The sequence below is a fragment of the Laspinema sp. D2d genome (assembly GCF_025370755.1).
Classification (GTDB): domain Bacteria; phylum Cyanobacteriota; class Cyanobacteriia; order Cyanobacteriales; family Laspinemataceae; genus Laspinema.
The window spans coordinates 1-24,362 of the sequence record NZ_JAMXFC010000004.1 but is presented as its reverse complement, the minus strand read 5'-3'; the positions used below and the strand labels follow the sequence as shown (position 1 = coordinate 24,362).

The 24,362-nt window shown below is 45.4% G+C and carries 11 protein-coding genes and 1 pseudogene; 6 read left to right on the top strand and 6 right to left on the bottom strand.

Annotation, left to right across the window (positions count from 1 at the left end):
• Positions 1 to 48: 48 nt before the first annotated feature.
• The gene (locus NG796_RS26415) at positions 49 to 2,373 is read right to left on the bottom strand and encodes a GAF domain-containing protein (protein WP_317619269.1); all 2,325 of its coding nucleotides are present in this window, start codon (positions 2,371 to 2,373) and stop codon (positions 49 to 51) included.
• Positions 2,374 to 3,487: 1,114 nt separating this feature from the next.
• Between NG796_RS26415 and NG796_RS03805 the strand changes: the two genes are divergently transcribed.
• Together NG796_RS03805 and NG796_RS03800 are read left to right on the top strand one after the other, a co-directional pair.
• A complete protein-coding gene (locus NG796_RS03805; protein ID WP_261204587.1) occupies positions 3,488 to 3,697 on the top strand; it encodes a hypothetical protein in 210 nt (69 codons plus the stop codon).
• A gap of 125 nt (positions 3,698 to 3,822) precedes the next feature.
• Positions 3,823 to 3,954 (top strand): annotated as a pseudogene (locus NG796_RS03800) (FeoC-like transcriptional regulator); the annotation flags it as partial.
• 75 nt (positions 3,955 to 4,029) lie between these two features.
• Here NG796_RS03800 and NG796_RS03795 read toward each other — a convergent pair.
• The 5 genes from NG796_RS03795 to NG796_RS03775 form a co-directional block, all read right to left on the bottom strand.
• Complete coding sequence (locus tag NG796_RS03795) at positions 4,030 to 4,680, bottom strand: YqiA/YcfP family alpha/beta fold hydrolase (protein ID WP_261204586.1); 651 nt, start codon at positions 4,678 to 4,680, stop codon at positions 4,030 to 4,032.
• A 99-nt stretch (positions 4,681 to 4,779) separates the two neighbouring features.
• Positions 4,780 to 5,160, bottom strand: a complete 381-nt coding sequence (locus NG796_RS03790) for a response regulator transcription factor (protein WP_254568329.1) — start codon at positions 5,158 to 5,160, stop codon at positions 4,780 to 4,782.
• Positions 5,161 to 5,268: 108 nt separating this feature from the next.
• Complete coding sequence (locus NG796_RS03785; RefSeq protein WP_261204585.1) at positions 5,269 to 11,571, bottom strand: AAA family ATPase; 6,303 nt, start codon at positions 11,569 to 11,571, stop codon at positions 5,269 to 5,271.
• 102 nt (positions 11,572 to 11,673) lie between these two features.
• Positions 11,674 to 18,057 (bottom strand): AAA family ATPase, encoded by a 6,384-nt coding sequence (locus tag NG796_RS03780; protein WP_261204584.1) that lies wholly within the window; start codon positions 18,055 to 18,057, stop codon positions 11,674 to 11,676.
• Positions 18,058 to 18,319: 262 nt separating this feature from the next.
• Complete coding sequence (locus tag NG796_RS03775; RefSeq protein ID WP_261204583.1) at positions 18,320 to 20,749, bottom strand: GAF domain-containing protein; 2,430 nt, start codon at positions 20,747 to 20,749, stop codon at positions 18,320 to 18,322.
• Positions 20,750 to 21,335: 586 nt separating this feature from the next.
• Between NG796_RS03775 and NG796_RS03770 the strand changes: the two genes are divergently transcribed.
• The 4 genes from NG796_RS03770 to NG796_RS26545 all read left to right on the top strand — a co-directional run bounded on the left by NG796_RS03770 (position 21,336) and on the right by NG796_RS26545 (position 24,063).
• On the top strand, positions 21,336 to 21,959 hold the full coding sequence (locus tag NG796_RS03770) for a sigma-70 family RNA polymerase sigma factor (RefSeq protein ID WP_261204582.1): 624 nt from the start codon (positions 21,336 to 21,338) through the stop codon (positions 21,957 to 21,959).
• Positions 21,956 to 22,327 carry a hypothetical protein gene (locus NG796_RS03765; RefSeq protein ID WP_261204581.1) on the top strand — a complete coding sequence of 124 codons (372 nt, stop codon included), beginning with the start codon at positions 21,956 to 21,958 and terminating at the stop codon, positions 22,325 to 22,327. The genes NG796_RS03770 and NG796_RS03765 overlap by 4 nt, the downstream gene beginning before the upstream one ends.
• A 142-nt stretch (positions 22,328 to 22,469) precedes the next feature.
• The gene (locus tag NG796_RS03760) at positions 22,470 to 23,057 is read left to right on the top strand and encodes a Spy/CpxP family protein refolding chaperone (RefSeq protein ID WP_261204580.1); all 588 of its coding nucleotides are present in this window, start codon (positions 22,470 to 22,472) and stop codon (positions 23,055 to 23,057) included.
• A 682-nt stretch (positions 23,058 to 23,739) separates the two neighbouring features.
• The gene (locus tag NG796_RS26545) at positions 23,740 to 24,063 is read left to right on the top strand and encodes an ISAs1 family transposase (RefSeq protein ID WP_411268788.1); all 324 of its coding nucleotides are present in this window, start codon (positions 23,740 to 23,742) and stop codon (positions 24,061 to 24,063) included.
• The last annotated feature ends 299 nt before the right edge of the window (positions 24,064 to 24,362 follow it).

Genomic DNA, 24,362 nt, shown 5'->3' with positions numbered 1-24,362 from the left:
TCCCACAAAACTGCTAGATACCTAACCCCTCGACCCTAATTTACAACACTATGAACTGAGTACCCAACTCGGCAAACAGTTTAGAACGTCCTCAGTCTGGACTTCAACGGGTTGTTTGAGGGGAATAATGATGGCGAATTCTGTGCCTTCTTCGGGTTCGGAGAAACAGAGTAGCTGTCCCCCATGCTTTTCAACGACGATCTGGTAACTAATTGACAATCCCAGTCCAGTCCCTTTACCCACAGGTTTGGTGGTAAAGAAGGGGTCAAATAATTGCTTTTGTAAGTGTTCGGGGATTCCGGACCCATTATCCCGAATCCGAATGATCACGAAGGTGGGAGGGTGAAGGGTTCCCGGCATCGCTGCACAAACCTCAGAGAGATGGGGGGTAATACAAGCGCAGGATTTCAAAGCTGAGTAGCGATCGCCCTTCGATAAATCTCGGATTTGCTCCAGTGTCGGCTGTTCCAGGCCCCGGTTCGCGATCGCCCGTTTCCAGTCTCCCGTGATCAGTTCCGTCCTAATCTCTATTTTCCCTCCTTTGTCCCGCCTTTCTTCCACCGCATCAATCGCGTTGCTCAGAATATTCATAAACACCTGATTGAGGGAAGAAGCATAGCATTCTATTGGAGGCAGATCATTATAGTCTTTAACAATTTCAATAGGAAATGCTCCCAAGCTAGGCTTTAAGCGATGTTGTAAAATCAAGAGCGTACTGTCAATGCCTTCATGAATATCCACAGGTTTCATCTGCGCTTCATCAAGTCGAGAAAAATTTCGCAGACTCTGCACGATTTCATGAATTCGTTCGGTTCCCAGGAGCATTGAAGAGAGTAAGCTGGGAAAATCTGACCGGATAAAGTCAAGCTCAATGGCTTCGATACGTTCGAGAATCGGCGCTTCTGGCTCAGGATAATGCTGTTGATACAGATCAATCAGACTGAGTAAAGCGTCACTATATTGGTTAGCATATTCCAGATTGCCATGAATAAAGTTAACGGGGTTATTCACCTCATGGGCAATCCCCGCTACCATCTGCCCAAGGCCCGACATTTTTTCACTTTGAATCAATTGGGTTTGAGTCTGTTGCAGTTCTTCCAAAGTGCATTGGAGTTGTTGGGCTTGGGTTTGAGCTTCTAGGGCAACAGTCTGACTGGTTTCATACATTTCAGCGTGTTCGATCGCGATCGCTAGTTGATTGGCTACCGCTTCTAACAGTTCGACCTCGCGATCGCTCCAAGGTCGGGTGATCCCGCAACTCCCAGCGGCGATCGCTCCAATTTCCCCCGATCGCGTCTGGATCGGTAAAGCCACAATCGAATTCAATTCTCCCTGCGCACAAAATTGGCGCATTTGAGAATCCCTAGCATTTTCCACCTGATCCACTCTGACCGTTTCTCGGTCAATCAACTGTTCCCCCAACGATCCAATTTCGTCGGCACAATAGTACCCCAGCAGACTCTCACATTTCCTAGTGCGGGCTTCTTTAACCACTTCCCAGGCTGGGATGGCGGCATGGGGACGATACCACATAAAAAAGCAGCGATCGATATCCAAAAGACTGCGAATCTCGCTTACTGCTGTCTCTAAAATCGTATCCAAATCTAAGGAGTACCGAATCTGACTTCCTAACCGAAATAACAATGCCTCCCGGCGACTTTCTTCTAACTTCGATTCGTGGAGGATAGCATTTTCTAGGGCGGAGGCAGCTTGAGAGGCCAGCATGGTTAATAATTTTAGATCCCCCGCCGCATAACTATGCGCCTCCAGGGTACTCACCGAAATGACCCCAATAGCGCGATCCTTCGTCTTCAGGGGAACCGCTATCAGGGATTTTACCGGGATTTCATCCTCAGCTTTTCTGGGGTCGTGACTGACATCGTTGACAATTTCTCCAATTCCCGAGGCCATCACTTGACCGACAATCCCCTCTATGACCTTGAGTTTGGGTGGTTCCTCTCCCCCAGGTCCAAACTGAGCTAAAGTTTCGAGTTCTCCGGTACTCGAATTGAGTAATCCGATCGCCCCTTGACTGGACTTGATCAGCCGCTGGGCTTCCTCCAGTACGACCTTAGCCACTTCTTTGATATCTAAACAGGCGGTTAATTTTTGAGAAATATTGTACAGCAGGGTAATTTCTCGATACTTCTCTAAAGCTTCATGAGCCAGTTGCTTTTTCTCTTGCTCTTTTTTTGCAAAATAGGTCAGTAATGTCGCGATCAATTTGGCTCCTTCCCCTCCTCGGACCCAGCCCAAGACTTCCCCAGAAAGCTCAATCGGATAGCTTTCTCTTTCGTCCTCAGTTTGGGGGCCTAGGGGAATCTGTCCTTGTAAATCCCATATCGTGCAGCCTTGACACTGAATTTCGGTCAATAGTGGGACCAAAATCTCTCTAACCTCTGATTTAAGCAGAAGCCGCCTGAGATTGATTTTAAAAAGTTGAGTGCTTCCTTTCATCCGAGTTTCCTCTATCTATCTAATTTTATAAAAAATTGGACTCTTAATTATTCTTTTGATCTCATTCCCGGGGAATTTAGTTCACACTCTGAAGGAAAATCTTTGTTTTACTCTAGCTTTAGCTTTCCCCTACGTTTGAGGAATCCTTCTATTTTTCGCGGATCCTCATGCAGTGTTCTACCAGCCTGTCAGTTCAGCAGCAATCGATATCTATTCCCTAGATCTTCTATTGGTAGCAACACTCAGGCTTAGAGCCCCACCCTATCCGGACTCTATCCATTTCTTTAAGGAAGTGATTGTCAATGCACCCGTTCTATTTTACCTGACATTAGGGATCCCTAACTCTCTAGGTATGGTTTTGATAGAATACCAAAACCGTCGCAAGTTTCTCAATTCTTCTGAATCGAATAAGCCTTCATTTCCTTTTGGCATCTACCATGAGGTAGAGATATCTAAGGGATGGGTTCGCGGATCCTGTCCCTAAAGTGCTTCTGGGGATTTTTTATGTTCTTACTCAACCGGGGATCACCGGGTTTTAAGGTTCTAACTTGAGAGTTGACTTTTTAACTGAATCACTCTGGAAAACCTCCTTGATTGTTAAACATTTTATGTGGCGATCGCCCCACTTTGCTCAGGTTACCCACTCCTGATTATGCTTATACAATAACTTAGGGTTGGAAAAAGTGCAAACCTCTGAATTACGGAGATTCTTGGTAAAAGAACTCCGTATAAATACGCAAGGGCTGAATCCAGAAGATACGGAGAGTTTTGGATGAGAGAGACCTAAAAGCTGAATAAAAGCGGAGTTTTCCACAAAAAGGGATATAGGGTGAGAATAAAGCCGTTAAATCAAAAGGGGGCTACTCGCATCTTTTTATATAAATTAAGATAAAATGGGCCAAGGGTTCAGGGTAAACAGAAATACCAACAAAAAGAACCCCATTATCCCTCATGCGATCGCCGGACCCGCTGGTATAGAGTATCAGTCCTAAATTAGGTATTTCAGAAATCCCCGGTTGAAACTGGGGGAGTGTCGCACATTGCTGCCGTGATGTTCTATCAAATCTCCACCTTCTCACAACACGCGATCGCCTCCTTGGGGTGGATTGTGAGGGTAGTGCTATTTGCGGTTGCTACGGTTGTCCTGATGAAACTCTTTCGACCTGTTTTGCCAGTGAAGGGATCAAGGCGATCGGTAGCAGAAATAGGCGGTAGACACGGGATCCAAATTTCTGATTGATCCCCCCAACCCCCCTTAGAAAGGGGGACTTTTTAGAATTTTGGAAGAAGTCTTTGCCTTAATTCTAATCAAATTGCTCAGGGTTTTCAACTTAGGCATTCTGTCTTTCAGATGAGTTAGAAAAAATGATATTAACAGAAATTCAAACCTATTTATCCCAACCGGGGCAACCCTCCCTGGCGCAACTGGAACAGCATTTTCAGATTAATTTTCAGGCCTTGAATCCCCTATTGAAAAACCTGATTCAGAAAGGGCGGGTGCAAAAGATAGTTTCACCTAATAGAAGTGATTCTCTTAATTCCCCCTCCAAACCTCAATCATTCCCACCCCCATCAAATCCCACAAAAATCTCGAATTGCCTCCCAAATCTCCGGCATCATATTACCCAAGCTATGATCACTATCCAATTCTACCATCTTCACCCAAGGGCGAGAAGCAGCAAATCGACGACTTGCCTCAACGGGAATTACCTCATCTTTAACCCCATGTAAAATCAAAGTGGGTAGCTGTCGCTGCAACTGATTTTCAACGTAACCTTGAGCATCCGTGATAAATTGATAACTTAGGGGAATGTCCCACTTTTCTCCATAATGATAAATTGGTAAATACCCCTGTTCTTGCCACTGTTCCATTCGTTTCGGACCTAAACTTGCTATCCAATGACTCAAAAATTCAAAAGCAGGGGCTAATAAAACCAGGCGATCGACCTGGTGATATCGTTGCGCTAACCAGGCAGAAGTCAGTCCCCCAAAACTTGAGCCAATTAGGGGAACTGTAGCTGGTTCGAGGGGAAATTCCCTCGCTACTTGTTCCAGTTGGCGAGTCAGAGTCAGATGAGAAAAATCTCCCTGATTGAGATTGGGAATTTTTAGAGGAATGGCAAGTTCTGCAAAGCGATCGCGCAAATAATTTGCCTTAAATGAGTTGGGACCCGAGGCGAATCCATGTAAATAAATGTAAGTTTGAGATAATGCTTGAGTCATGGTTAACTATATTGTGTAATAGCTGGGAGCAAGATGCTCCCACTCTCGGGGAAAATCCTTATTAGGGACGATTGGTCAATCGCCCCTCCCCGGTAGTATTTAATCGATTCCTAAAATTTCCATCGATTTTTCTAGGACTTCATCGGGGTCAAAAGGTTTTGTCATGTACAAATCAGCCCCTGATTCACTGCCTTTTTGTTTATCAAATTCTTGACCTTTTGCGGTCAGCATGATAATATAAACATCTTTGATGCCTAGCTCATTTTTGACTGCATTACAGACTTCAAAGCCGCTCATTTTCGGCATCATAACATCCAGAAAAACTAATTCAGGTTTTTCGGCTTTGATGGTATTGAGTGCATCTTCTCCATTGATGGCTGTTAGCAATTCAACCCCCTCATCTTCGAGTTCTTCTAGGGTTTGTTCCATGAGAATGCGGATATGGGGTTCATCATCCACAATCAAGATTTTTTTCGCCATATAACCTCCTCTATTCGGTAAACGGAAGACTGCGCCATTCAAACGGAAGTAAAGATACTTTATCCTGTCGGAATGGCGGGATTTTTCGGGGTGTTCTTCTCAGTGCAGTTACCCGATAGAACCGGAACCTTCATCATCTAGCAAGAGAAATAAGACATTTTCCAGCCCTTTTTCAAATCGCAAGGTTTTGACGATTTCGTGATGCTCGGATAGCACAGAATTGAGAACAATCATATCAGGTCCGATCGCCATTGCCTTTTCAATGCACTCTTGACCCGTCGCTGCCTCGACAACGCTGTATCCCTTCGCTTCTAGGACATCGACTAAGGTTTTAACGGCCCCGGCATCTTCATCAACGACGATCACGTTCTTTTTCGAGGCCCCCCTGGACAGTAAAGCCCCGATATTTTCAAACAGTTTTTCGGTATCGATGGGTTTGGTTAAGTAGCGATCGATGCCTAACCGATATCCCCGTTGTTTGTCCTCAATAATCGACAGGATGATAATGGGGATATCCATTGTTTCCGGGTCATGTTTGAGCATGGCAGCTACATCAAATCCACTGATTTGCGGCATCATCACATCGAGTAAGATTAGGTCCGGTTTCAGGGCTTTGACTTCAGCGATCGCCTCCATCCCATCTTGTGCTTCCCGAACTTGATATCCACAGCTTTCTAACTCTTGGCGCAGCAGGGACCGAATGTGAGTATCATCATCAACCACCAGAATGGTTTTAACGGAATCGGATTCCCGTTTCGGGGTGGTGACAATTCGTTCTTTGAGTTGCTTGACAAAGCTATCTAAGTTGAGTTTTTCAAGTTCTGGGGTGATGCTAGACCCCAAGGACGGTAAGCTAAAGGAGAAGATACTACCTTGACCCGGTGTACTTTCGACCCAAATTTTACCCCCGTGATGTTCGATAATTTGTTTACAAATGGGTAATCCCAGTCCGGTCCCCCGGGGTTTATCGGTGAGGGTATCTCCCACTTGTTTAAATTTCTCGAACACTGTATCTTGAAATTCCGGGGGGATGCCGATGCCGGTGTCGATAATACTCACCATCACCTGATCCTCGTTTTGGGTAGCGCGAAGGGTAACAGTCCCGGTATCGGTGAATTTGACAGCATTGGAGATGAGATTAATCAGCACTTGCAATAACCGATCGCGATCGCCGCTGACTTGCGGGAGTTCCGGTTCAATCTCCACCTGCACCTGTAATTCAGTGCTTTGAAATAGACTCGAAGTGGAGGCGATCGCCCGTTCCATCAGTTCACTCAGGGAAATCGGTTGCATTTGCCACTCCACTTTCCCCGCTTCCATTTTGGCGATGTCTAGCACATCATTAATCAGGTTCGTCAACCGTTCCCCTTCCGAAATGATAATCTCAATATTGTCCGTGACTTGCTGTAATGCCCGCTGAGTTTTCTTATCCGCGTCCACCAGTGCCCCGACAATCTTCTCTTGGAGTTTCTTGTTGACGATTTTAGCAAATCCCACCACAGAAGTGAGAGGGGTTCGCAGTTCGTGAGAAACTGTGGAGATAAAGTCAGTTTTCATGCGATCAACTTCTTTCTCTGTGGTGATATCCCGGATCAAAGTAACGGTCCCGATACAGCTTGGACCCTGTTCATCCCCCGTAGATTCGGTGACAATGGAGGTAGCGACGGCTTTACCCACGCGATTATTCGTTAACGGGATTTCTGCTGATAGCACTTCCGTGAGGTGTTCTCGGGATTGTGAGACTAATGAGGCGAGTTCCTTACTCAGTCCCTCTTGGCAATCCTGACCCTGTAGTTCCGTGGTGGGTAATCCAAACATCTCTAATAAGGCGGGGTTTAAGCGGGAAATGCGATCGCGCATATCTGTCACCAGCAACCCATCGGCGATATTGTTGACGATCGCATTCAAATAAGCGACGGTATCTTGCAACTGATTCACGGTTCGCGCTAAATCAATGGAAATCGCCGCCTGTCCCGAGAGGAGTCGTAACACTTCCAGGCGATCGCGGGTAAAGGCGCTACGGGTGAGATTGTTCTCTAAATAAACAATCCCCACCAGTTTTCCTTGATTGACAAACGGTGCACATAACAGCGACTTCACCTGATGGGTACTGACATAGCGATCGTTGGTAAATAATCCCTCTCGAATCGCATCATTTAAGACGACATTGGTTTGAGTGCGGCGGACATAATGAATAATCGACCAAGGTAGATCGGCTTTACTATCTAATGCATCAAATCGTAACTTGACCCCCTGAGTTTTTTTGTCTAGCCCCACTTCCGCTGCCAAGATGAGATTGTCCCCTTCTGCTAACACCAAAAATCCTTTCTGCGCCCCGGCATTTTCAATCAAAATATTCATTAACTTCTCAACCAACTTCTCAATTTGCAGTTCAGAAGAAATGGCTTGAGAAGCTTTAATCACCGTGGCTAAATCCAAGGCAGCAGAACTTCCAAATGTTGTCGCCGTCGTCATTTGAGCCATAGCAACCCCTCGCTGAGACACAGCGGGCTTGCGGAGCTTTAACTGAGGATATTTGGCTTCTAATTGGTCTACTTTAATTTTCGCTCCCCATTTGATATAAATACCATAGGCTTCATTGAGGTAAGTGTCGGCGAATTTATCCTGATGGCGATGGCGATAAAAATTGGAGGCTAGTTCATAGGCTAAGGCTTCTTCCGGCAGATAGCCATTTTCTTTGGCCCCAGTAATAGCCCGTTCATAGCCATCGATCGCCTCTAAACTCTGACCTAAAACTCGGGCTTTTTCCGCTTCGATTAACTCGTACTTATGTTGGTAATTCATGGGGCCCAGTTCCGCCCATTTTCGCATTTTTTCTTGATTACATTCCACTTGATGTAAATACTTCTGCTGGTCTTCCGTACTCGCCGAAGGATAGACGGACAACAAGACTAAAGAATAGTAAAAATTATGAACCGCCATTGTAAATGCCCCGCTGACGGAACCGGAATATTCCGCCGCCAGGGTGGCATAAGTCAGGGCTACTTGTCGTTGTTTTAACAAAAAGTTAAGGATAGTTTTGGCGAGGTAAACATTAAATAAAGACCATCCATCGTTTGCCTCTTTGAGTTTAGGCAAAATCAGGTCTTCGTTAAAAATATCCCCCACTAACCGATACTTGTCCGGGGCTAACCCTTGTAAATTCGCCACCAATTGTCGCCAGGTACTACCATCATAGAGGGCAATTTCATACTTGAGTTTTTGGAGTAATTCAATGTAGGGAGTTTGCTTGCGAGCAACAGTTTCCAGGGATTCTCCACTTAAAAACAAATAACTACAATATTTACAAGCACAGTAACTGGCATATTCTAAATCCCCCACTTCCAAGCCACTATGTAGCCCTTCTTGTAACGCTTCCACCGCTACTTTAACCGGCTGCTTCCAATGCTGCACGAAGGCAAACACCATATTATAAACTTGACATTTGAGGGTTTTGCCTTGAAACCGTTCTAACAATTTCACGGCAATTTGTGCCGCATAATAGCCCCGTTCGATATCTCCGGACCCACAGAGAAGCGTCGCATACCAACTGTAAGTAAATGCAGCAATGGCAGAATGCCCCTTTTCCAGACAGCGTTCTAAAGCAGTCAAAACCAGTTGAAACCATAACTCTAACTGGCTACTATGTAAAGCCGGGGCGACTAAATTCATGAGAATTCGCATTACTGCCAATTCATAAGGGTCGGTCATTTCCGGCAGTTCGGAGATGCCATTGATATCCGGCAATTCTAGGGATTGACTCCGTTCTACTGAGGCAGCAGCGAGGGAAATTTCCATCAAATTGAGGGCGGCTAATCCGGTTTCAATGGCGAGGCTAATATGATGTTGGGCGGCATACATTTGCATTTGAATTTCATACACCTTAACCCGATCCAGGACTGCCTTTGCCCGGTCCAAAATTAGATCGGCTAAGGTTTGCGCCGCTTCAAAATTCCCATTTAAATATTCCGCTTCTAAGGTGGAAACATAGAGGGAGAGGGTTAACTCATAGTGGCTGTTCCAGCAATCTTCGGCTAAGAGTCCAATGCCAACTTTTAAATAGCGCAAAGCCGCTTCATAAGCCGTGGAAGATTTGGCTTTATTTCCGGCGATCGCATTCAATTGGGCCAGTTCATCTTTTTCTTGGGAGGTCTTCAGCAGGTCACAACCGTAGTTTAACTGATTCACTAAGGCAAAAATTGTCTCTTCTCGTTCCTCCGGGGGAATGTTATTCAGCAGCAACTTTCCGATTTTGAGGTGAGTTTCTTTTTTATGTTCTTCTTGAATCAGGGAATAAGCTGCCTGTTGAACACGGTCATGCAAAAACTTATAAGAAATTGACTGAGTTTCTAACAAGTCCGATAAATTGACTCCGGTTGGAAACTCGAATTTTTCCCCCGGTTCATCCCCAATCAGCAAGGGAATTTTATATCCCGAACTCAGGGGTAAAATTAAGCCGGATTTTAAGGCGGACCAGAGTGAGGCAGCGGTTGCCATCGGGGAACTTTCACTGACGATCGCCAGGACCTCTAAGGTGAAAGTATTGCCCACACAAGCGGCTAACTGTAAAATTGTTTGGGTAGATTCCGGGAGTTTTTGAATATTGCGGGCCATTAATTCGACCACATTGCGATCGGCAATTCCCACAGCTAAAATGCGGTCAATATCCCACTGCCACAATCCCACACTGAACTCATAACTTAAGAGTTTTTCATCCCAGAGCGTTTTGAGGAGTTGGGTCAGGAAAAAGGGATTACCCTGGGTTTTATGGTAAAGCAGTTCTGCTAAGGGGCGCGATCGCTCGGGTTCATCCAAAGTATCCGCAATCAAAGCGTTCACATGAACCATTTCTAAAGGTTGCAACAGGATTTGATTCACCGTCGCCCCCATTGATTCTAGGGCATCCCGCGTTTGAATCAGGGGATGAACTGCATTGACTTCGTTATCCCGATAAGCCCCAATCAGTAAAAAATATTGATGGTCTAAGTCATTAATCAGTTGATAAATTAAGTGTAAAGAAGCGGTATCAGCCCATTGTAAATCATCCAGAAAAATGACCAAAGGATGCTCTTTTTTACAAAAGGTCTGCAAAAATTGTTGAAACACCCGATTAAAGCGATTCTGGGATTCAAGGGGTCCGAGTTCGGCGATGGGGGGTTGGGTTCCAACAATGGCTTCAACTTTAGGAATCACCTCTACGATCGCCTGTCCATTACTCCCTAAAGCTTCGGTGAGTTGTTGTTGCCAAAAGGTAATGCGATCGGGAGTTTCGGTCAAGAGACGATCTATCAATTCAGAAAAGGCTTGAATCAGTCCCGCATAGGGAATATTGCGTTTATATTGGTCATATTTGCCCGAAATAAAGTGGCCTCGCGCCCCGACAATCGGTTTATGAACTTCCGCAACTAAAGCCGATTTACCAATGCCAGAATAGCCCGAAACCAGCATCATTTCACTACTACCTTGAGCAACCCGATGGAAAGTTTCCATTAAGGTCCCCACTTCTTTTTCCCGCCCATATAACTTTTGGGGAATCAGCAATTGACTGGCGCGATCACGTTCTCCAACGGGAAACGGTTCAATGCGGCCCTGGGCTTCTAATTGTGTTAAACAGGTTTCCAAATCAAATAACAACCCCTCACTGGTTTGATAGCGATCTTCCGCTGTTTTTGCCATCAATTTCATAACAATATCCCCCACGGCTTGAGGAATTTGGGGGTTAATTTGATGGGGAGGTACAGCGATTTTGGCAATATGACAATAGATTAACTCTAAGGCATCAACCGCCTCAAAGGGTAACCGTCCCGTGAGCATTTCATAGAACGTCACCCCCAGGGAATAAAAATCCGTGCGATAATCCACCGCCCGATTCATCCGTCCCGTTTGTTCGGGAGACATATAGGATAAAGTCCCTTCTAAAACCGTATCTTGACTCCAAGAAGATTCAGAAGAGAGTCGCATCGCAATGCTAAAATCTGTAATTTTAATTTCCCCAGTTCGCGGATTAACAATTAAATTTTGGGGTTTAATATCTTTATGAACAATTTGATGCTGGTGGAGTTGTCCTAGGCTGGTCGTGAGCTGAATTCCTAGGTGCAAACACTCAGCTACGGTCAGGGGTTTTTCGTCCATACTCTTTTTTAAAGACTGGCCGCCAAAATCCTCTAATACCAAGGCTAAACTATTTTGATAATCGGTCAAGGCTAAGGGCTTGACAATCCCAGAAATCTCCAGATTTTTACAAATTTCATACTCATTTCTAAATTTAATCAAGTCGTCAATTGTCGGAGAGGGGGAAGCTAAGACTTTAAAAATGGCTGTAGTACCATCGGTGGCATTATACCCGCGATAAATGATAGTATTGATGCCGGTTTCCATCGGTTCAGCCAGTTCATATCCAATAATATTCATATTGATTTTTTTGTTTGTCAGTCGTGGGTTTAAAGGGCGAGAACCGCCGCAGATTTAACCCCGCGACGGTTTGAGGGATTGACTGGGCGTTACTAACCCCCGTTAGTTTGTCCCTGGATCAGGGTCCTGATTTTCAGCAAGCAACAGGAAAAAGACATTTTCTAGGCCCTTCTCAAATCGCAAGGTTTTGGCGATATCATGTCGCTCGGAAAATAGAGAATCTACTATAATCATATCAGGTTTGACCGCTCGTGCTTTTTCGATGCATTCCGGACCATTTGAGGCTTCGGTGACGATATATCCTTTTGCTTCTAAGACATCGGCTAAAAGTTTAACCGCCGAAACATCCTCATCCACGACCAAAACTTTCTTTTTGGATGTTTCTTGGGAGAGGAGGAAGCCAATTTGGTTGAGTAAGTCCTCTCGATCAATCGGCTTGGTTAAATAGCGATCGACCCCCAGACGATAGCCCCGCTGTTTATCTTCGATAATGGAGAGGATGGCGATGGGAATATGCAGAGTCTGGGGATCATTTTTGAGCACGGCTGCTACGTCAAATCCACTAATTTGCGGCATCATCACATCCAGTAAAATCAAGTCCGGGGGGGTGGCTTTCACCTGGGCGATCGCCTCCATGCCGTCTTTGGCTTCTCGCACGTTATACCCGGAAGCTTCCAATTCCTGGCGCAACAAGGACCGAATGTGAGTCTCGTCATCTACCACCAGGATGGTTTTCGGGCGATCGCGCTGGGAATGTTCGGGATGGGGGATGATGGTTTCTTTCAACTGCTGGACTAGGGTCTGGAAGTTGAGTTGTTCCGGGGTCGGTAACCCATTCTCGGGGGTTAGAGGGAGGGTAAAGGAAAACGTTGTTCCCAATTTTATCTCACTTTCCACCCAAATCTGACCCTGGTGATGTTCGACAATTTGTTTACAAATGGGTAATCCCAGTCCAGTCCCTTTGGGTTTGTCTGTGAGGGTGTCCCCGACTTGCTTAAATTTCTCGAACACGGTTTCTTGATATTCCGGGGGAATGCCGATGCCCGTATCAATAACCGAGATCACCAATTGCTCATTCTGGAGGCGGGCCCGGACGGTTACCGATCCAGTTCGGGTAAATTTGACCGCATTGGAGATCAGATTAATTAGCACTTGTAATAACCGATCGCGATCGCCGATCACTTCGGGCAATCCCGTTTCAATCTCACGGATTTGCGCCAATCCACTATTTTCAAACAGGCTGGATGTGGCGGAAAAAGCCCGTTCAATCAGTTCGGATACCGCCAACGGCTGCATTTGCCAATCCACTTTTCCCGCTTCCATTTTGGCGATATCTAGCACATCGTTGATCAAATGGGTCAACCGTTCTCCTTCCGAGATAATAATATTGATGTTATCTCCCACCTGGGCGATCGCCTTTTGAGTTTTGCGATCGGACTCCTGGAAGCTGGGTAAAATCTTGTCTTGGAGTTTTTTCTGGATCAGCTTGGCAAACCCTACTACAGAAGTGAGAGGGGTTCGCAGTTCGTGAGATACCGTGGAGATAAAATCGGTTTTCATGCGATCTACCGCTTTCTCTGTAGTGATATCTCGAATCAAGATTACGGTTCCAATACAGTAGGCAGCATCCGTTTCTGATAACTGAGGGGGTAAAATTGAAGTCGCGACGGCTTTTCCGACGTGCTCAAAGGCGAGTTCAACTTCAACGGTGAACACATCGTTGGGAGACTTAACACTTTGGGCGATCGCTTGAACCAGATTGTGGGGAAAGAGTTCGGCACAATGTTTCCCTAAAGTTTCACTTTCCGGGCGGTCAAACATCGCCAACAGGGCGGGATTGACTCGGGTAATCAGACCCTGGGCATCGGTAACCAGCAGTCCATCGGCAATATGGGTGATAATCGCACTTAAATAGGCGACGGTATCCTGTACTTGTTTCACCACCCGGGCCAGTTCTAAGGAAATAGCCGCCTGTCCTGATAACATTCGTAAGACTTCCAGGCGATCGGGGGTAAAGGCCCCTGCTACCCGGTTATTTTCTAAATAGAGTAACCCGACGCGCTTGCCTTGATGGACGATCGGGGTACATAAAACCGATTTGACTTGATGGCGGACAATATAGGGGTCCGTGGTAAATAGTCCTTCCTCACGGGCATGATTGAGCAATAGGGGTTTGTGAGTGCGATCGACGTAGTGAATTAATCCCAAGGGCAGATCGGAAGAGTTTTCGAGGGGAACAGAGGGCAGTAAGGTAATTTGGTCATTCTCCACAGTTCCCTCAGCCACCTGGACAAATTGACCCTCGCGATCGAGGAGTAAATGCCCTTTTTGAGCCCCCGCATTTTCGATCAGAATATGCATTAACTTTTCTAGCAAAGTTTCCAGAACAATTTCTGAAGAAATCGTTTGCGAAGCTTTCATCACCGTAGCAATATCGAGTAAAGCCGCATTGCCAACGGTGGTAGCCTGTTCTGAGGTGGTGGTTTGACTGAAGTCTGCCAATGCCTGGTCTCGAATAGAGGCTCTTCCTAACAAATCAGAATAGGTTTTATCGAGGTGCTGAACCTTCGCTTTGGCCCCCCAGAGGCTGTATTGATAGCGAGCATCAGTGAAATAAGTTTTAGCAATTTTCAGCCGTCCTAAACCCCGATAAAACTTGGCAGCCAGTTCGTTAGCCAGAGCTTCTATTTGTAAATAACCCTGTTCTTGGGCGCTGGCGATCGCCTGATCATAGAGTTCCATTGCCTCTAATGGATGGTCGCTAATTCGAGCAATTTCGGCCTCCACCAACAGGTACTTATGGAGAAAATTCTCTTTCCCCGTTTCGGCCCACAGTTTGAGGTTTTTCCGATTTTGATTGAGGATAGTCCAGAAGTTAACTTTTTTCTCTTCCTCTGCCGTTGGATACAGGGCCGTCAAAATCAATGAGTAATAAAAATAATGTTGCGTCATGCTGAAAAAGCCAAAATTTGTCCCAATGGTTTCATCCGCTTGACGGGCAACAATCAATGCCGCTTCATAGTCTTCCTGCAAAAACAAAATCAGACTCTTGAGCATCCAGAACCAATTCATGCCCACATAAAATTGATTGTCTGCCCATAATCTCAAGATTGCCGTTTCATCGTACTCGGGGTTATTTAGGGTAAGCGGACTATCGGTTAATCCTTGTAAGTTTAAAACCGTTTGTTGCAAGGTCTGATAACCGGCAATCATATTGCGATCGTTGGTTTCTTCGATAAATTTGAGGTATTTTGCCGATTTCTCATAAACCTCGGGTAGGCGGTTCCCCATAATAAATTGCGTCCATAACTGATAGGTGACCGCCCAAACCCCCCAAACAATATCCCCGGTTTCCAAACTGACCTTATAGGACTCTCGATATAAGGGTAAATTAGTTCGGAGATGTTGCCAGAAGGGATTAATGGTATGGGCAAATATATTATTGATTTTTGGAGTCAGGGTATGATTGGGAAATTTCTGCCGCAATTTTAAGGCTAAATCCCCAAATTGATAAGCCGCTTGATAGTCCTGACGACCGGCTAAAATCATCCCATAGACCACAAAACCAAAGGCAGAAGCGTCTACGGCTCCATATTCTAAGGTAAGGCTGACCATTTTTAATCCCATCAATTTTAGGCAGTTTGGACTATGGGCAAAATAGGTCGCTGTCCAGGAATGAACGAGCAGGTTGATCGCCACTTTTTTATCGGGGTCTGCCATTTCAGGAAGGTTCAATAAATCAGCGATATTCTGACCCATGAGGCGAGTCTGGACCGTTTCCTGTTCAGCAACCAGGGCAGTAATTAACGCCTCTTCTTGATGGGGAAAATAGAGGCCAAAATCTTTTAATCCTTCAATCCCTAATTCTACGGCTTGATAATAATTATCCCCTTTAGTCATGCAAGCAGCAATATAAAGAGAATAGATTTCCGCCCGTTCAAAGCGGGATTTTGCTTGAGCTAAGGCGCGGTTAAATAGGGTTTCGGCGCGGTCGAAATCTCCCACTAAATATTGACATTCCCCCAGTTCCCGGTGTAACAACAAGGTGAGTTGATAATCGATTTCCCAAGGATTTTCATCTAACAAATTTATGCCTAAACTAAAATGAACGATCGCACTGTGGTAGGCGTTGGAGAGTTTAGATTTTTTCCCGGCGATCGCATTGAGTCGGGCGAGGTGAAGTTTTTCCTCGGACCCTTGTAGTAATTCCACCCCACTATTCAAATGATTGACAATATCAAAGATTTGCTCTTCTAGTTCGGCTTCCGGAGTATTTTGGAGGAGAATTTGCCCAATTTTTAGATGAACTGCTTTTTTCTGGGCCTCGGGAATCAGAGAATAGGCCGCTTGTTGGACGCGATCGTGCAGGAATTGATAACTGACTGTAATTCCGTCCAGATTGTCGGAAACCGTGGGAATTTTATAGGTATCACTTAAGGGTAAAACTAACCATTCTTGTAAGGCTTCCCACAAATCCCCTGCGGTTAAAGCAGGCGATCGCTCTCGAACAATTGCCAGAATATGCAAATCAAATCGGTTGCCAATACAAGCGGCGAATTTTAAAGCATTCTGGGCAGAATCACTAAATTGACGAATCTTACCTACCATTAACTCAACGACATTCTCTGTAATTCCAATCCGGCTAATCTGCTCCATGTTCCATTGCCAAATTCCTTGATTGAAATCAAAGGAAAGCAAATTCTGTTGATGAAGAGATTTGAGTAATTGCGTCAAGAAAAAGGGATTTCCCTGAGTCTTGTTAAAAATCAGTTCAGCTAAGGGTTTAGCGCGTTCTGGGCTACAACTAAAGCTATCAGAAATCAACGCCGTCACCTGGGTTACCCCAAGGGGTTGGAGTTCAATGGTTGTTACCTTAGCCCCCATCTTCTCAATTTCCTCAAGGGCAAGCATAAAAGGATGGGTGGGACTGACTTCATTATCACGATAAGCCCCAATCATTAATAAGTGATGACTTTCTACATCGGTCATCAGCAATTGAAGCAGGTTTAAGGACGCAGAATCTGCCCATTGTAAATCATCTAAAAAGAGAACCAGGGGGTGTTCGGGTTGCGTAAACACATGAATAAACGCTTTAAACACCCGATTAAATCGATTTTGAGCTTCACCCGGTCCTAATGGAGCAATCGGCGGCTGTTTGCCCATAATGGATTCCACTTCGGGAATCACATCAATAATCATTTGACCGTTTTCCCCAACGGCTATTAAGAGTTTCTGTTGCCATTGGGCAATTTGTTCTGGGGGTTCGGTGAGGAGTTGCCGAATTAAAGACTGGAAGGCTTGAATCAGAGAAGCATAAGGGATATCCCGTTTAAATTGGTCAAATTTTCCCGCAATGAAATAACCCCGTTGCCGAACAATGGGTTTATGAATTTCATAGACAATACTGGTTTTGCCAATGCCTGAATACCCAGCAATTAAAATGAGTTCAGGGGTTCCTAACTTAACCGCAGAAGTTGAAGCATCTACTGGACTTTCCCCAGCAACCGAGGTGATGCGATTAAAGGCTTCTAAGAGACTGGCAACTTCGCGATCGCGTCCGTAAAGTTTTTGAGAAAGGACAAATTGACCACTTTTATCCCATTGTCCCGGCTTAAAATTTTTGAGAGCTTTCTCATCCTTAAAATGGCTTAGACAATAGTCTAAATCGGCTTTAATTCCATAAGCACTTTGATAGCGGTCTTCCGCAGTTTTTGCCATTAATTTCATGACAATTTCGCTCAAAGCCCGGGGAATGTCTGGCCTTAATACATCCAGAGAAACCGGCTGCTTGGCAATGTGACAGTGAATTAATTCTAAGGGGTCTTCGGCAACAAAAGGCAATTGACCCGCCAGCATTTCATAAAATGTAATCCCTAATGAATAGAAGTCGGTGCGATAGTCTAAACATCGGTTCATCCGCCCAGTTTGCTCGGGGGACATATAGGCGAGGGTTCCCTCTAGGAGGGTGGGATGAGGGTTGAGGGTTTGGGTTTCTCGGGAGAGGCGGGTGGCAATGCTAAAGTCAGTAATGCTCACCCTTAGAGCTTGAGGGTGATTGAGAATGATGATATTAGAGGGTTTAATATCTTTATGAACGACTTGAGCTTGGTGCAGTTCTCCTAGGGTTTCTGTGAGCTGAATGGCAATTTTTAAAAAAGTTTCTAGGTTGAGTTTTTCAGCCAGGAGAACTTGTTTCAGGGACTGACCCCCTTCATCCTCAAAAACCAGCATCAACGTATTATGAACAGGTTCGATCGCAAAAGGTTTGATGAGCCGATTGATCGGTAAATTGTGGGTAATTTCATATTCATGCTTTAACCGGGCTAATTCTTCTGGGGTGGGATATTCCGAGGCTAAAGCTTTTAAAATAACGGGTTTTTGGTCCGATTTACGAAGGGCTCGATAAATCAGGGTTTTGCTCCCCAGTTGAATGTCTTCAGTGATTTGATAGCCGGGAATGGAGAGAGAAATTTGCGGATGAGTCATGGAGATTAGGTAATTTTAGAAGGATAATTCGGGCGATCGCTGCTTTAAAGATCAGTGCGATCGCCCCTAAACTCCCTGTTGTGATCGCCACAGCGATCGCTCCGGAGATCAGGACATCGAGAACCAACAAAATACCGTCTTGTAGATAAGCGCCTCGGAACCGTCTGCTTGTTGCACCGATTTCGAGAGATTTCGTAGATGCTGCACCCCTAAATGTTTGGCGACGGATATTGATTCTTTACTATAGAACACTCAAAAAATTTTAGCAATTTTGGATGTGATGGACCCTACTTTTAGGCTCTCCAACTCCGGTATTCTGGTCAAAAAAACTCAACTTAGCTTGGTTTTGGGACTGGAAAATTGGCAGCTCAATGATAAATTCTGCCCCTTGATGCGGTTGAGAAATACACTCTAATGTTCCTCGGTGTTTCTCGACAACAATCTGATAGCTGATGGATAACCCCAGTCCGGTGCCTTTCCCGACGGCTTTGGTGGTGAAAAAGGGGTCAAAAAGTCGCCGATGCACGGCTTCTGTCATGCCAATTCCATTGTCAGCAATCGTGATCCGAACCCGAGGAGAACCGGCCTTTTCCAAGGGGCCGCCATCGGGTTCTAAGGCAGGAAAATCAATCTGTTCTGTCCGAATCCGCAGGGTCGGCAAGGTGGAGGAGGTACTCCCTTTGCCCGATGCCATTGCTTCTTCCAAGGCATCAATTGCATTGGCGATTAAGTTCATAAAGACTTGATTCAGTTGACCCGGATAGCACTCCACTAGAGGCAGGTCCCCATCTTCAAAAATCAGTTGAATCGGCAGCCGTCCCGGTTGAGCATTTAAACGGTGCTGTAAAATCATTAAGGTACTCTCAATCCCGTCCCGAATATTAGCCCGCTTCATGTCGGATTCATCCACGCGAGAGAAGATTCGCAGACTTTGGACGATCGCCCGAATTCGGTCTGTGCCTAACTTCATACTGGAGAGCAATTTGGGCAAATCATCCATCAGAAACTCTACATCCATTTCTTGGATGGCCTCTTCCAGTTCCGGTACGGGTTCAGGATAGTATTTTTGGTAGAGATTGAGAACGGTCAACAGTTCTAAAGTATAGTTGTTCACATGAACCAAATTGCCATGAATAAAATTAACCGGATTATTAATTTCATGAGCAATTCCAGCCACCAACTGTCCGAGTCCAGACATTTTTTCACTCTGGACTAATTGGGCTTCAGTTTGCTGTAATTCCACTAAAGTTTTTTCCAGTTCTTCAGCTTTTTCTCGGGCCACTTGAGCACTGTGCAGACTGTGTTGATACAGTTCCGCTTGGTCAATGGCGATCGCCAGTTGATTGCCCACAGCTTCTAAAAGTTGGATTTCATCATCACTCCAAGGCCGAATTTTGCTACTATTGGCACAGGCCACAAACCCCCTTTTCCCCAGGCGAGTCTCGATGGGAACGGCTAAAATAGAGCTAACATCTTGTTTAAGAAAAAACTGCCGCATCACCGAATCTGTTAATTTCGTCACATCATCAACTCGCACAATCTCCATTTGCAACAGTTTCGATGCCAGTCCCCCGACTTCGCTGGTGGCGTAGTCGCCCAGCACACTGGGTAAAGCGGGATGTTTGGCTTCGTTAATCACTTGCCAATAGTCCGAGGTATGTAGGGTTAAGTGAGTGAGATGAGCGGAATGGTGTCGTAAGGACTGGGTTGAAGACTCTTCTAGGGGCCTCTGGTCCGGTTCGGTCGATTCCCAGGACCTTATGTCTGATTTCTCCGGTTTATACCAGGCGAACAAACAGCGATCGACCCGTAACAGGTCACGAATTTCGGTTACCGCTGTTTCTAAGATACTACTCAGTTCCAGAGACTGGCGAATTTGGGTAGCCAAGCGAAATAAGATCGCCTGTCTGCGGCTTTCTTTGAGTTTGTTTTCGTGGGCTAAAGCTGCGATCGCACTCGCCGCTTGGGAGGCTAAGGCACTGAGCAACTTTAAATCTTCAGCGGTATAGCCGAGGGATTCAATGTTCCCGATCGCGATCGCCCCGATGACTTTTTCTTTCGTTTTCAGGGGAACGCACATCACAGCGCTGATGCCTGGGGGTTCATGGGGTCCCGCTTGGGGGACCAAATCCCAGACAATATCATTGACAATTTCTCCGCGTCCCGTCTCCACGGACCGATTCACCAGAGTTGCCGTGGCTTCTAAGTCGCTGAAACAGTCTCCGGCGGGACCAAATGTTTCAATTGATTCTAGGCGATCGCTCTCTTCCTCCCATAACATGACGGCCCCGCTACTGGCTTTAATGCCGCGTTGAGCTTCTTCTAGCACAATCGCTGCAACCTCTTTAATATCTAAACTTCCGATTATTTTTTCGGAAATGTTATAGAGTAAAGTTAACTCTCGATATTTTCCTAGAACTTCTCGGGCTAACGCTTTTTTTTCCACCTCTTGGGTTGCCAAACAAGAAATCATTGAGGCGATCGCACAGACTTTTTCCTCCCCACAAACCCATCCGATCAGTTCTCCATTGACCACAACGGGGTATTTACTGAAATTTGCATCGGACTCACCTACAATCACCGCCCCTCCTGCATCCAGAAGGGCGATCGGGCTCTCCAGTGCCGTTACACACCCCTCAATTGCCAACCGGATTTCTTTTTTCCCATACAGTTTTTTAAGCGTGAATGTCATTGGTTTGCTCCTCTAGTCCTACTTGCCGCGTCAAGTTAATCCTTAATCTTTTATTAAACTCTTTCTGTGCTCTGTCTAGCTTAACTCAGAACCCTCCATCAAAGCGGCCTTATTTTAAAAATCACACCGTTAGTTGAACTCCAGTCCATGAGACGCTGGGGTACAAAATTCGCTCCCTCACCCGGGTGGGATAATTTTCTGGGATTCCCAAAAATATGACATAGTTTAGACCCATAGTGGGTCAACAATGCGCCACTTCACTCCCGGGAGAGCTACCCTAGAGCTTCGAGGGAGGGATTAAAGAACAGAAATGGAACAACCAACCCGGTTGCTAACTTATCGTTCAGGCAACAAAGGCATCAAGTTTTTGTGAAGAAACCCTGTCATTTTGCCCCGAGTGAACCGACGTCCTAGGATGAGAGAAATTGCCAGTAACCCCTCATCTGGGGCGTAGTGGGACTTAGATGCCCTAACATTTAGGATTCCTTGATCTCCTTCAGTATCCTAACCTGAGAGTTTGAACCTTTAAATGTACCCTAGGGTCTAAACCCTCAGAATTCCCACATCCTTGAGGAAAAAGTCACAGGTGCTCACCGTGTCAGCAAAGGTATTTACAAAGGAGCCATCCGATTCGGACCTGGTAAAGTGTTGTCAAAACAGGGATTTCCCTGGAGGCGATCGCCTCTTGCACCAGGACTGTTTTGGTCAGCTGTACCGGCGCTATCAACATCAGGTGCGCTCGACCCTTTACCAACTCTGTGGGGCACCAGAGATCGATGATTTGGTACAGGAGGTGTTTTTAAAGGTCTGGAAAGGATTACCGAAACTCAGGCAACCCGCCTACTTCTCCACTTGGCTGTATCGGATTACCTGGAATGTTGCCACCGATCGCCGTCAAGGTTTTGTCAAAGAACAAGCCCAACATCGAGGATCCATCGCCTTACTCCAAGAGGACAGTAGCAGCGATCGGCCTCCCCAGTCCGAAACTCCCGATTTAATGCACTTACATTACCAGGATTTAGTCCAACGAGGATTAGACGGTTTAAGTTTTGAGCATCGGGCGGTTTTGGTTCTTCATGACCTCGAAGATCTCCCCCAAAAAGAGGTCGCTCAAATTATGAACATCCCGGTGGGAACGGTTAAATCCCGGTTGTTTCATGCCCGATCATCTATGCGAAAATTTCTGGAATCTGAAGGAGTGCAACTATGAACCAACCCCCAGAAAAACCCGAGGGTCTTGTAAAATTTTTACGTCAATATCGCCCGGATATTCCCCCGGCTTCTCCGCAATTAGAAGAACGAATTCTAGCCGCCCTTACGAGCGATCGGCTAAGGTCAAGGCGTTATTCTCCGCGCATCCTATGGTTGATGGTCCCGGTAATTGCTGCTAGTGCCTCTCTGGGTTTTTGGGGGATTAAAACTAGGCTATTTTCTCCGACTCCGGCTAGTGATTTAGCTCAAATTGAAGCCTTCATGGAATATACCTGGAATGGTCTTTTGCAAGATGAAATGTTGGACCCTTCAACGGATTTTATTTTTGTGGAAGAAGAAAGCAGTCCGCCCTTAGAAACTGATTAATTCAAGGACAAAAATTAATTTCATTCGTCCTGGTTGACCTTCCCAAACTTCACGTTAATCAAGCAACCTTTTTATCTAAAATCGGGTCTAAAGGTTTAACTCTAAAAACTCTCTATATTGCAAATTAAGTGAGGCTTTAATTATGTCTACCTATCGTCTTTCCTTGTTAGCTGCTTTAATGCTTGCCTTGGGCACTACCACTGCCGCTTATGCTGCACCGCAAAGCTTTGGAGAACAAATAATCACCCAGCGTCCCGGGGGAAACAATCCAGGTCGAGGTTCGGATGGGGGCGAGGAATGGGCCGGAAAAGATGGCTGGCTCGAACAGTTAAATCTCACACCTGAGCAACAGCAAGAAATCCAAACCATTCGCGATCGCTACCAAACTCAGATGGAAGACCGCCGAGAACAAATGCGTCAAAGTATGGAGCGTATGGGTGAAATGATGAGCGGCAATACCAGCGATAATGACCTCCGGAATCAACACAACCAAATTCTCCAGGCCCGACAACAAATGGGACAAATGCAGTTCGAGCAAATGTTAGCCATCCGCAATGTTCTCACTCCAGAACAACGGCAGCAGTTTGCTCAATTAATGCAAGAGCGTCGCCAAAACCGCGAGAACCGTCAAGGCAATCAGAACCGTCAAGGCAATCAGAACCGTCAAGGCAATAATGGGAATGGCCGGGGAAATCGGCCCGGATCCAACATGGGTGAACCGGGACAGTAATCCTTCTGACATTTCATCAAGTACCGGCTTCCTAAGAAGATAATAATGTTCTGAATACAAAAGACAAAAAACTGGGGTTTACCTCAACTGGATTACCAACAAACCCGGTTTCTCTTTCTCATCCTGTACCCGTATCCTAAACTCTGGAATTTCCCCGACTGATTTCTCGAAATCTTCACCCCTAAATTATCTGGAAAGGTAACCGGAAGGGATGTGAAAGCATTCATCAGTTCTCATTTCCTGAGTGCCTGAAGCGTGAAGCTGTGTGCTTCATACTTCAGGCTTTTTTTTGGACTGGGCCCCGTCTATTCTCCAATCTGGGGTTCCTCTGCGGGGGCGATCGCCGGACAGGTCGGGGATCCATCCCACATTCCACATAAGTAAAAATACTTAGCCAGAATGTCTCCGCAAGTTTTTTGGCTGAAGCAACCATTTTTAAGAAATGGCTATAAACCTTGAACTATAATGTTTTCAGCTATTTTCTGTAGAACGGGCTCTATAACTCCCTCCATCGGAGCAAGCACTCAAAAAGTGCAGTTTTTATTGAGAATATTCTCAATAAGCCCAAAAAACTCCGGTTACAGTAAGGACCATCGTTCCCCTAGATTTTCTATAAAATCGCTGGAACCCTTTATGGGCAAAGGTTTTTAAAAAATAAAAACTCAGCAATTAAACCTGCGGAATGTGGGTTAGAAGGGTCTTTGAAAAGTTGGACCCCCAAATTTTAGAACAAAAATTAACCTTATGGGTTCAGCAATTAATTGGGCCAGTTATCCAACAAGTTATTTCCATTGATGGAAAAACACTTAGAGGGTCTTATGACCGAGAAAACGGGATAAAAAACTTACATTTAGTTACAGCTTGGGCCACTGAAAATCGGTTGGTACTCGGACAGGTTAAGGTTGAAAATCATTCCAATGAAATTACAGCTATTCGGTGCCCTCTTAGAATTAATAGAGATCACCGGAGCGACTATTACAATGGACGCTATGGGGACTCAAACTGAAATAATTCGGCTAATTCATCAAAAAAATGCCAATTATGTGGTCACCTTAAAAAGTAATCATCTCACTCTTTATAATCAAGTCAATAATTGATTCAAACAGGCAAGAATCAATCAATTTGAAGGGATTGAAATTCAGGAAAATCAAAATACAGAATCCGCACATAGCCGAATTGAAACTCGAAAAGTTTGGGCTTTTCCAGTTGCTGCATTAGGAGGACTTTATAACCCACATTCCGCAGGTTTAATTGCTGAGTTTTTATTTTTTAAAAACCTTTGCCCATAAAGGGTTCCAGCGATTT

Coding starts and splice junctions, on each gene's coding strand:
- NG796_RS03775 (WP_261204583.1), bottom strand. CDS start 20,749: ATGACATTCACGCTTAAAAAACTGTATGGGAAAAAAGAAATCCGGTTG.
- NG796_RS03785 (WP_261204585.1), bottom strand. CDS start 11,571: ATGAATATTATTGGATATGAACTGGCTGAACCGATGGAAACCGGCATC.
- NG796_RS03760 (WP_261204580.1), top strand. CDS start 22,470: ATGTCTACCTATCGTCTTTCCTTGTTAGCTGCTTTAATGCTTGCCTTG.
- NG796_RS26545 (WP_411268788.1), top strand. CDS start 23,740: ATGTGGGTTAGAAGGGTCTTTGAAAAGTTGGACCCCCAAATTTTAGAA.
- NG796_RS03795 (WP_261204586.1), bottom strand. CDS start 4,680: ATGACTCAAGCATTATCTCAAACTTACATTTATTTACATGGATTCGCC.
- NG796_RS03790 (WP_254568329.1), bottom strand. CDS start 5,160: ATGGCGAAAAAAATCTTGATTGTGGATGATGAACCCCATATCCGCATT.
- NG796_RS03765 (WP_261204581.1), top strand. CDS start 21,956: ATGAACCAACCCCCAGAAAAACCCGAGGGTCTTGTAAAATTTTTACGT.
- NG796_RS03780 (WP_261204584.1), bottom strand. CDS start 18,057: ATGACTCATCCGCAAATTTCTCTCTCCATTCCCGGCTATCAAATCACT.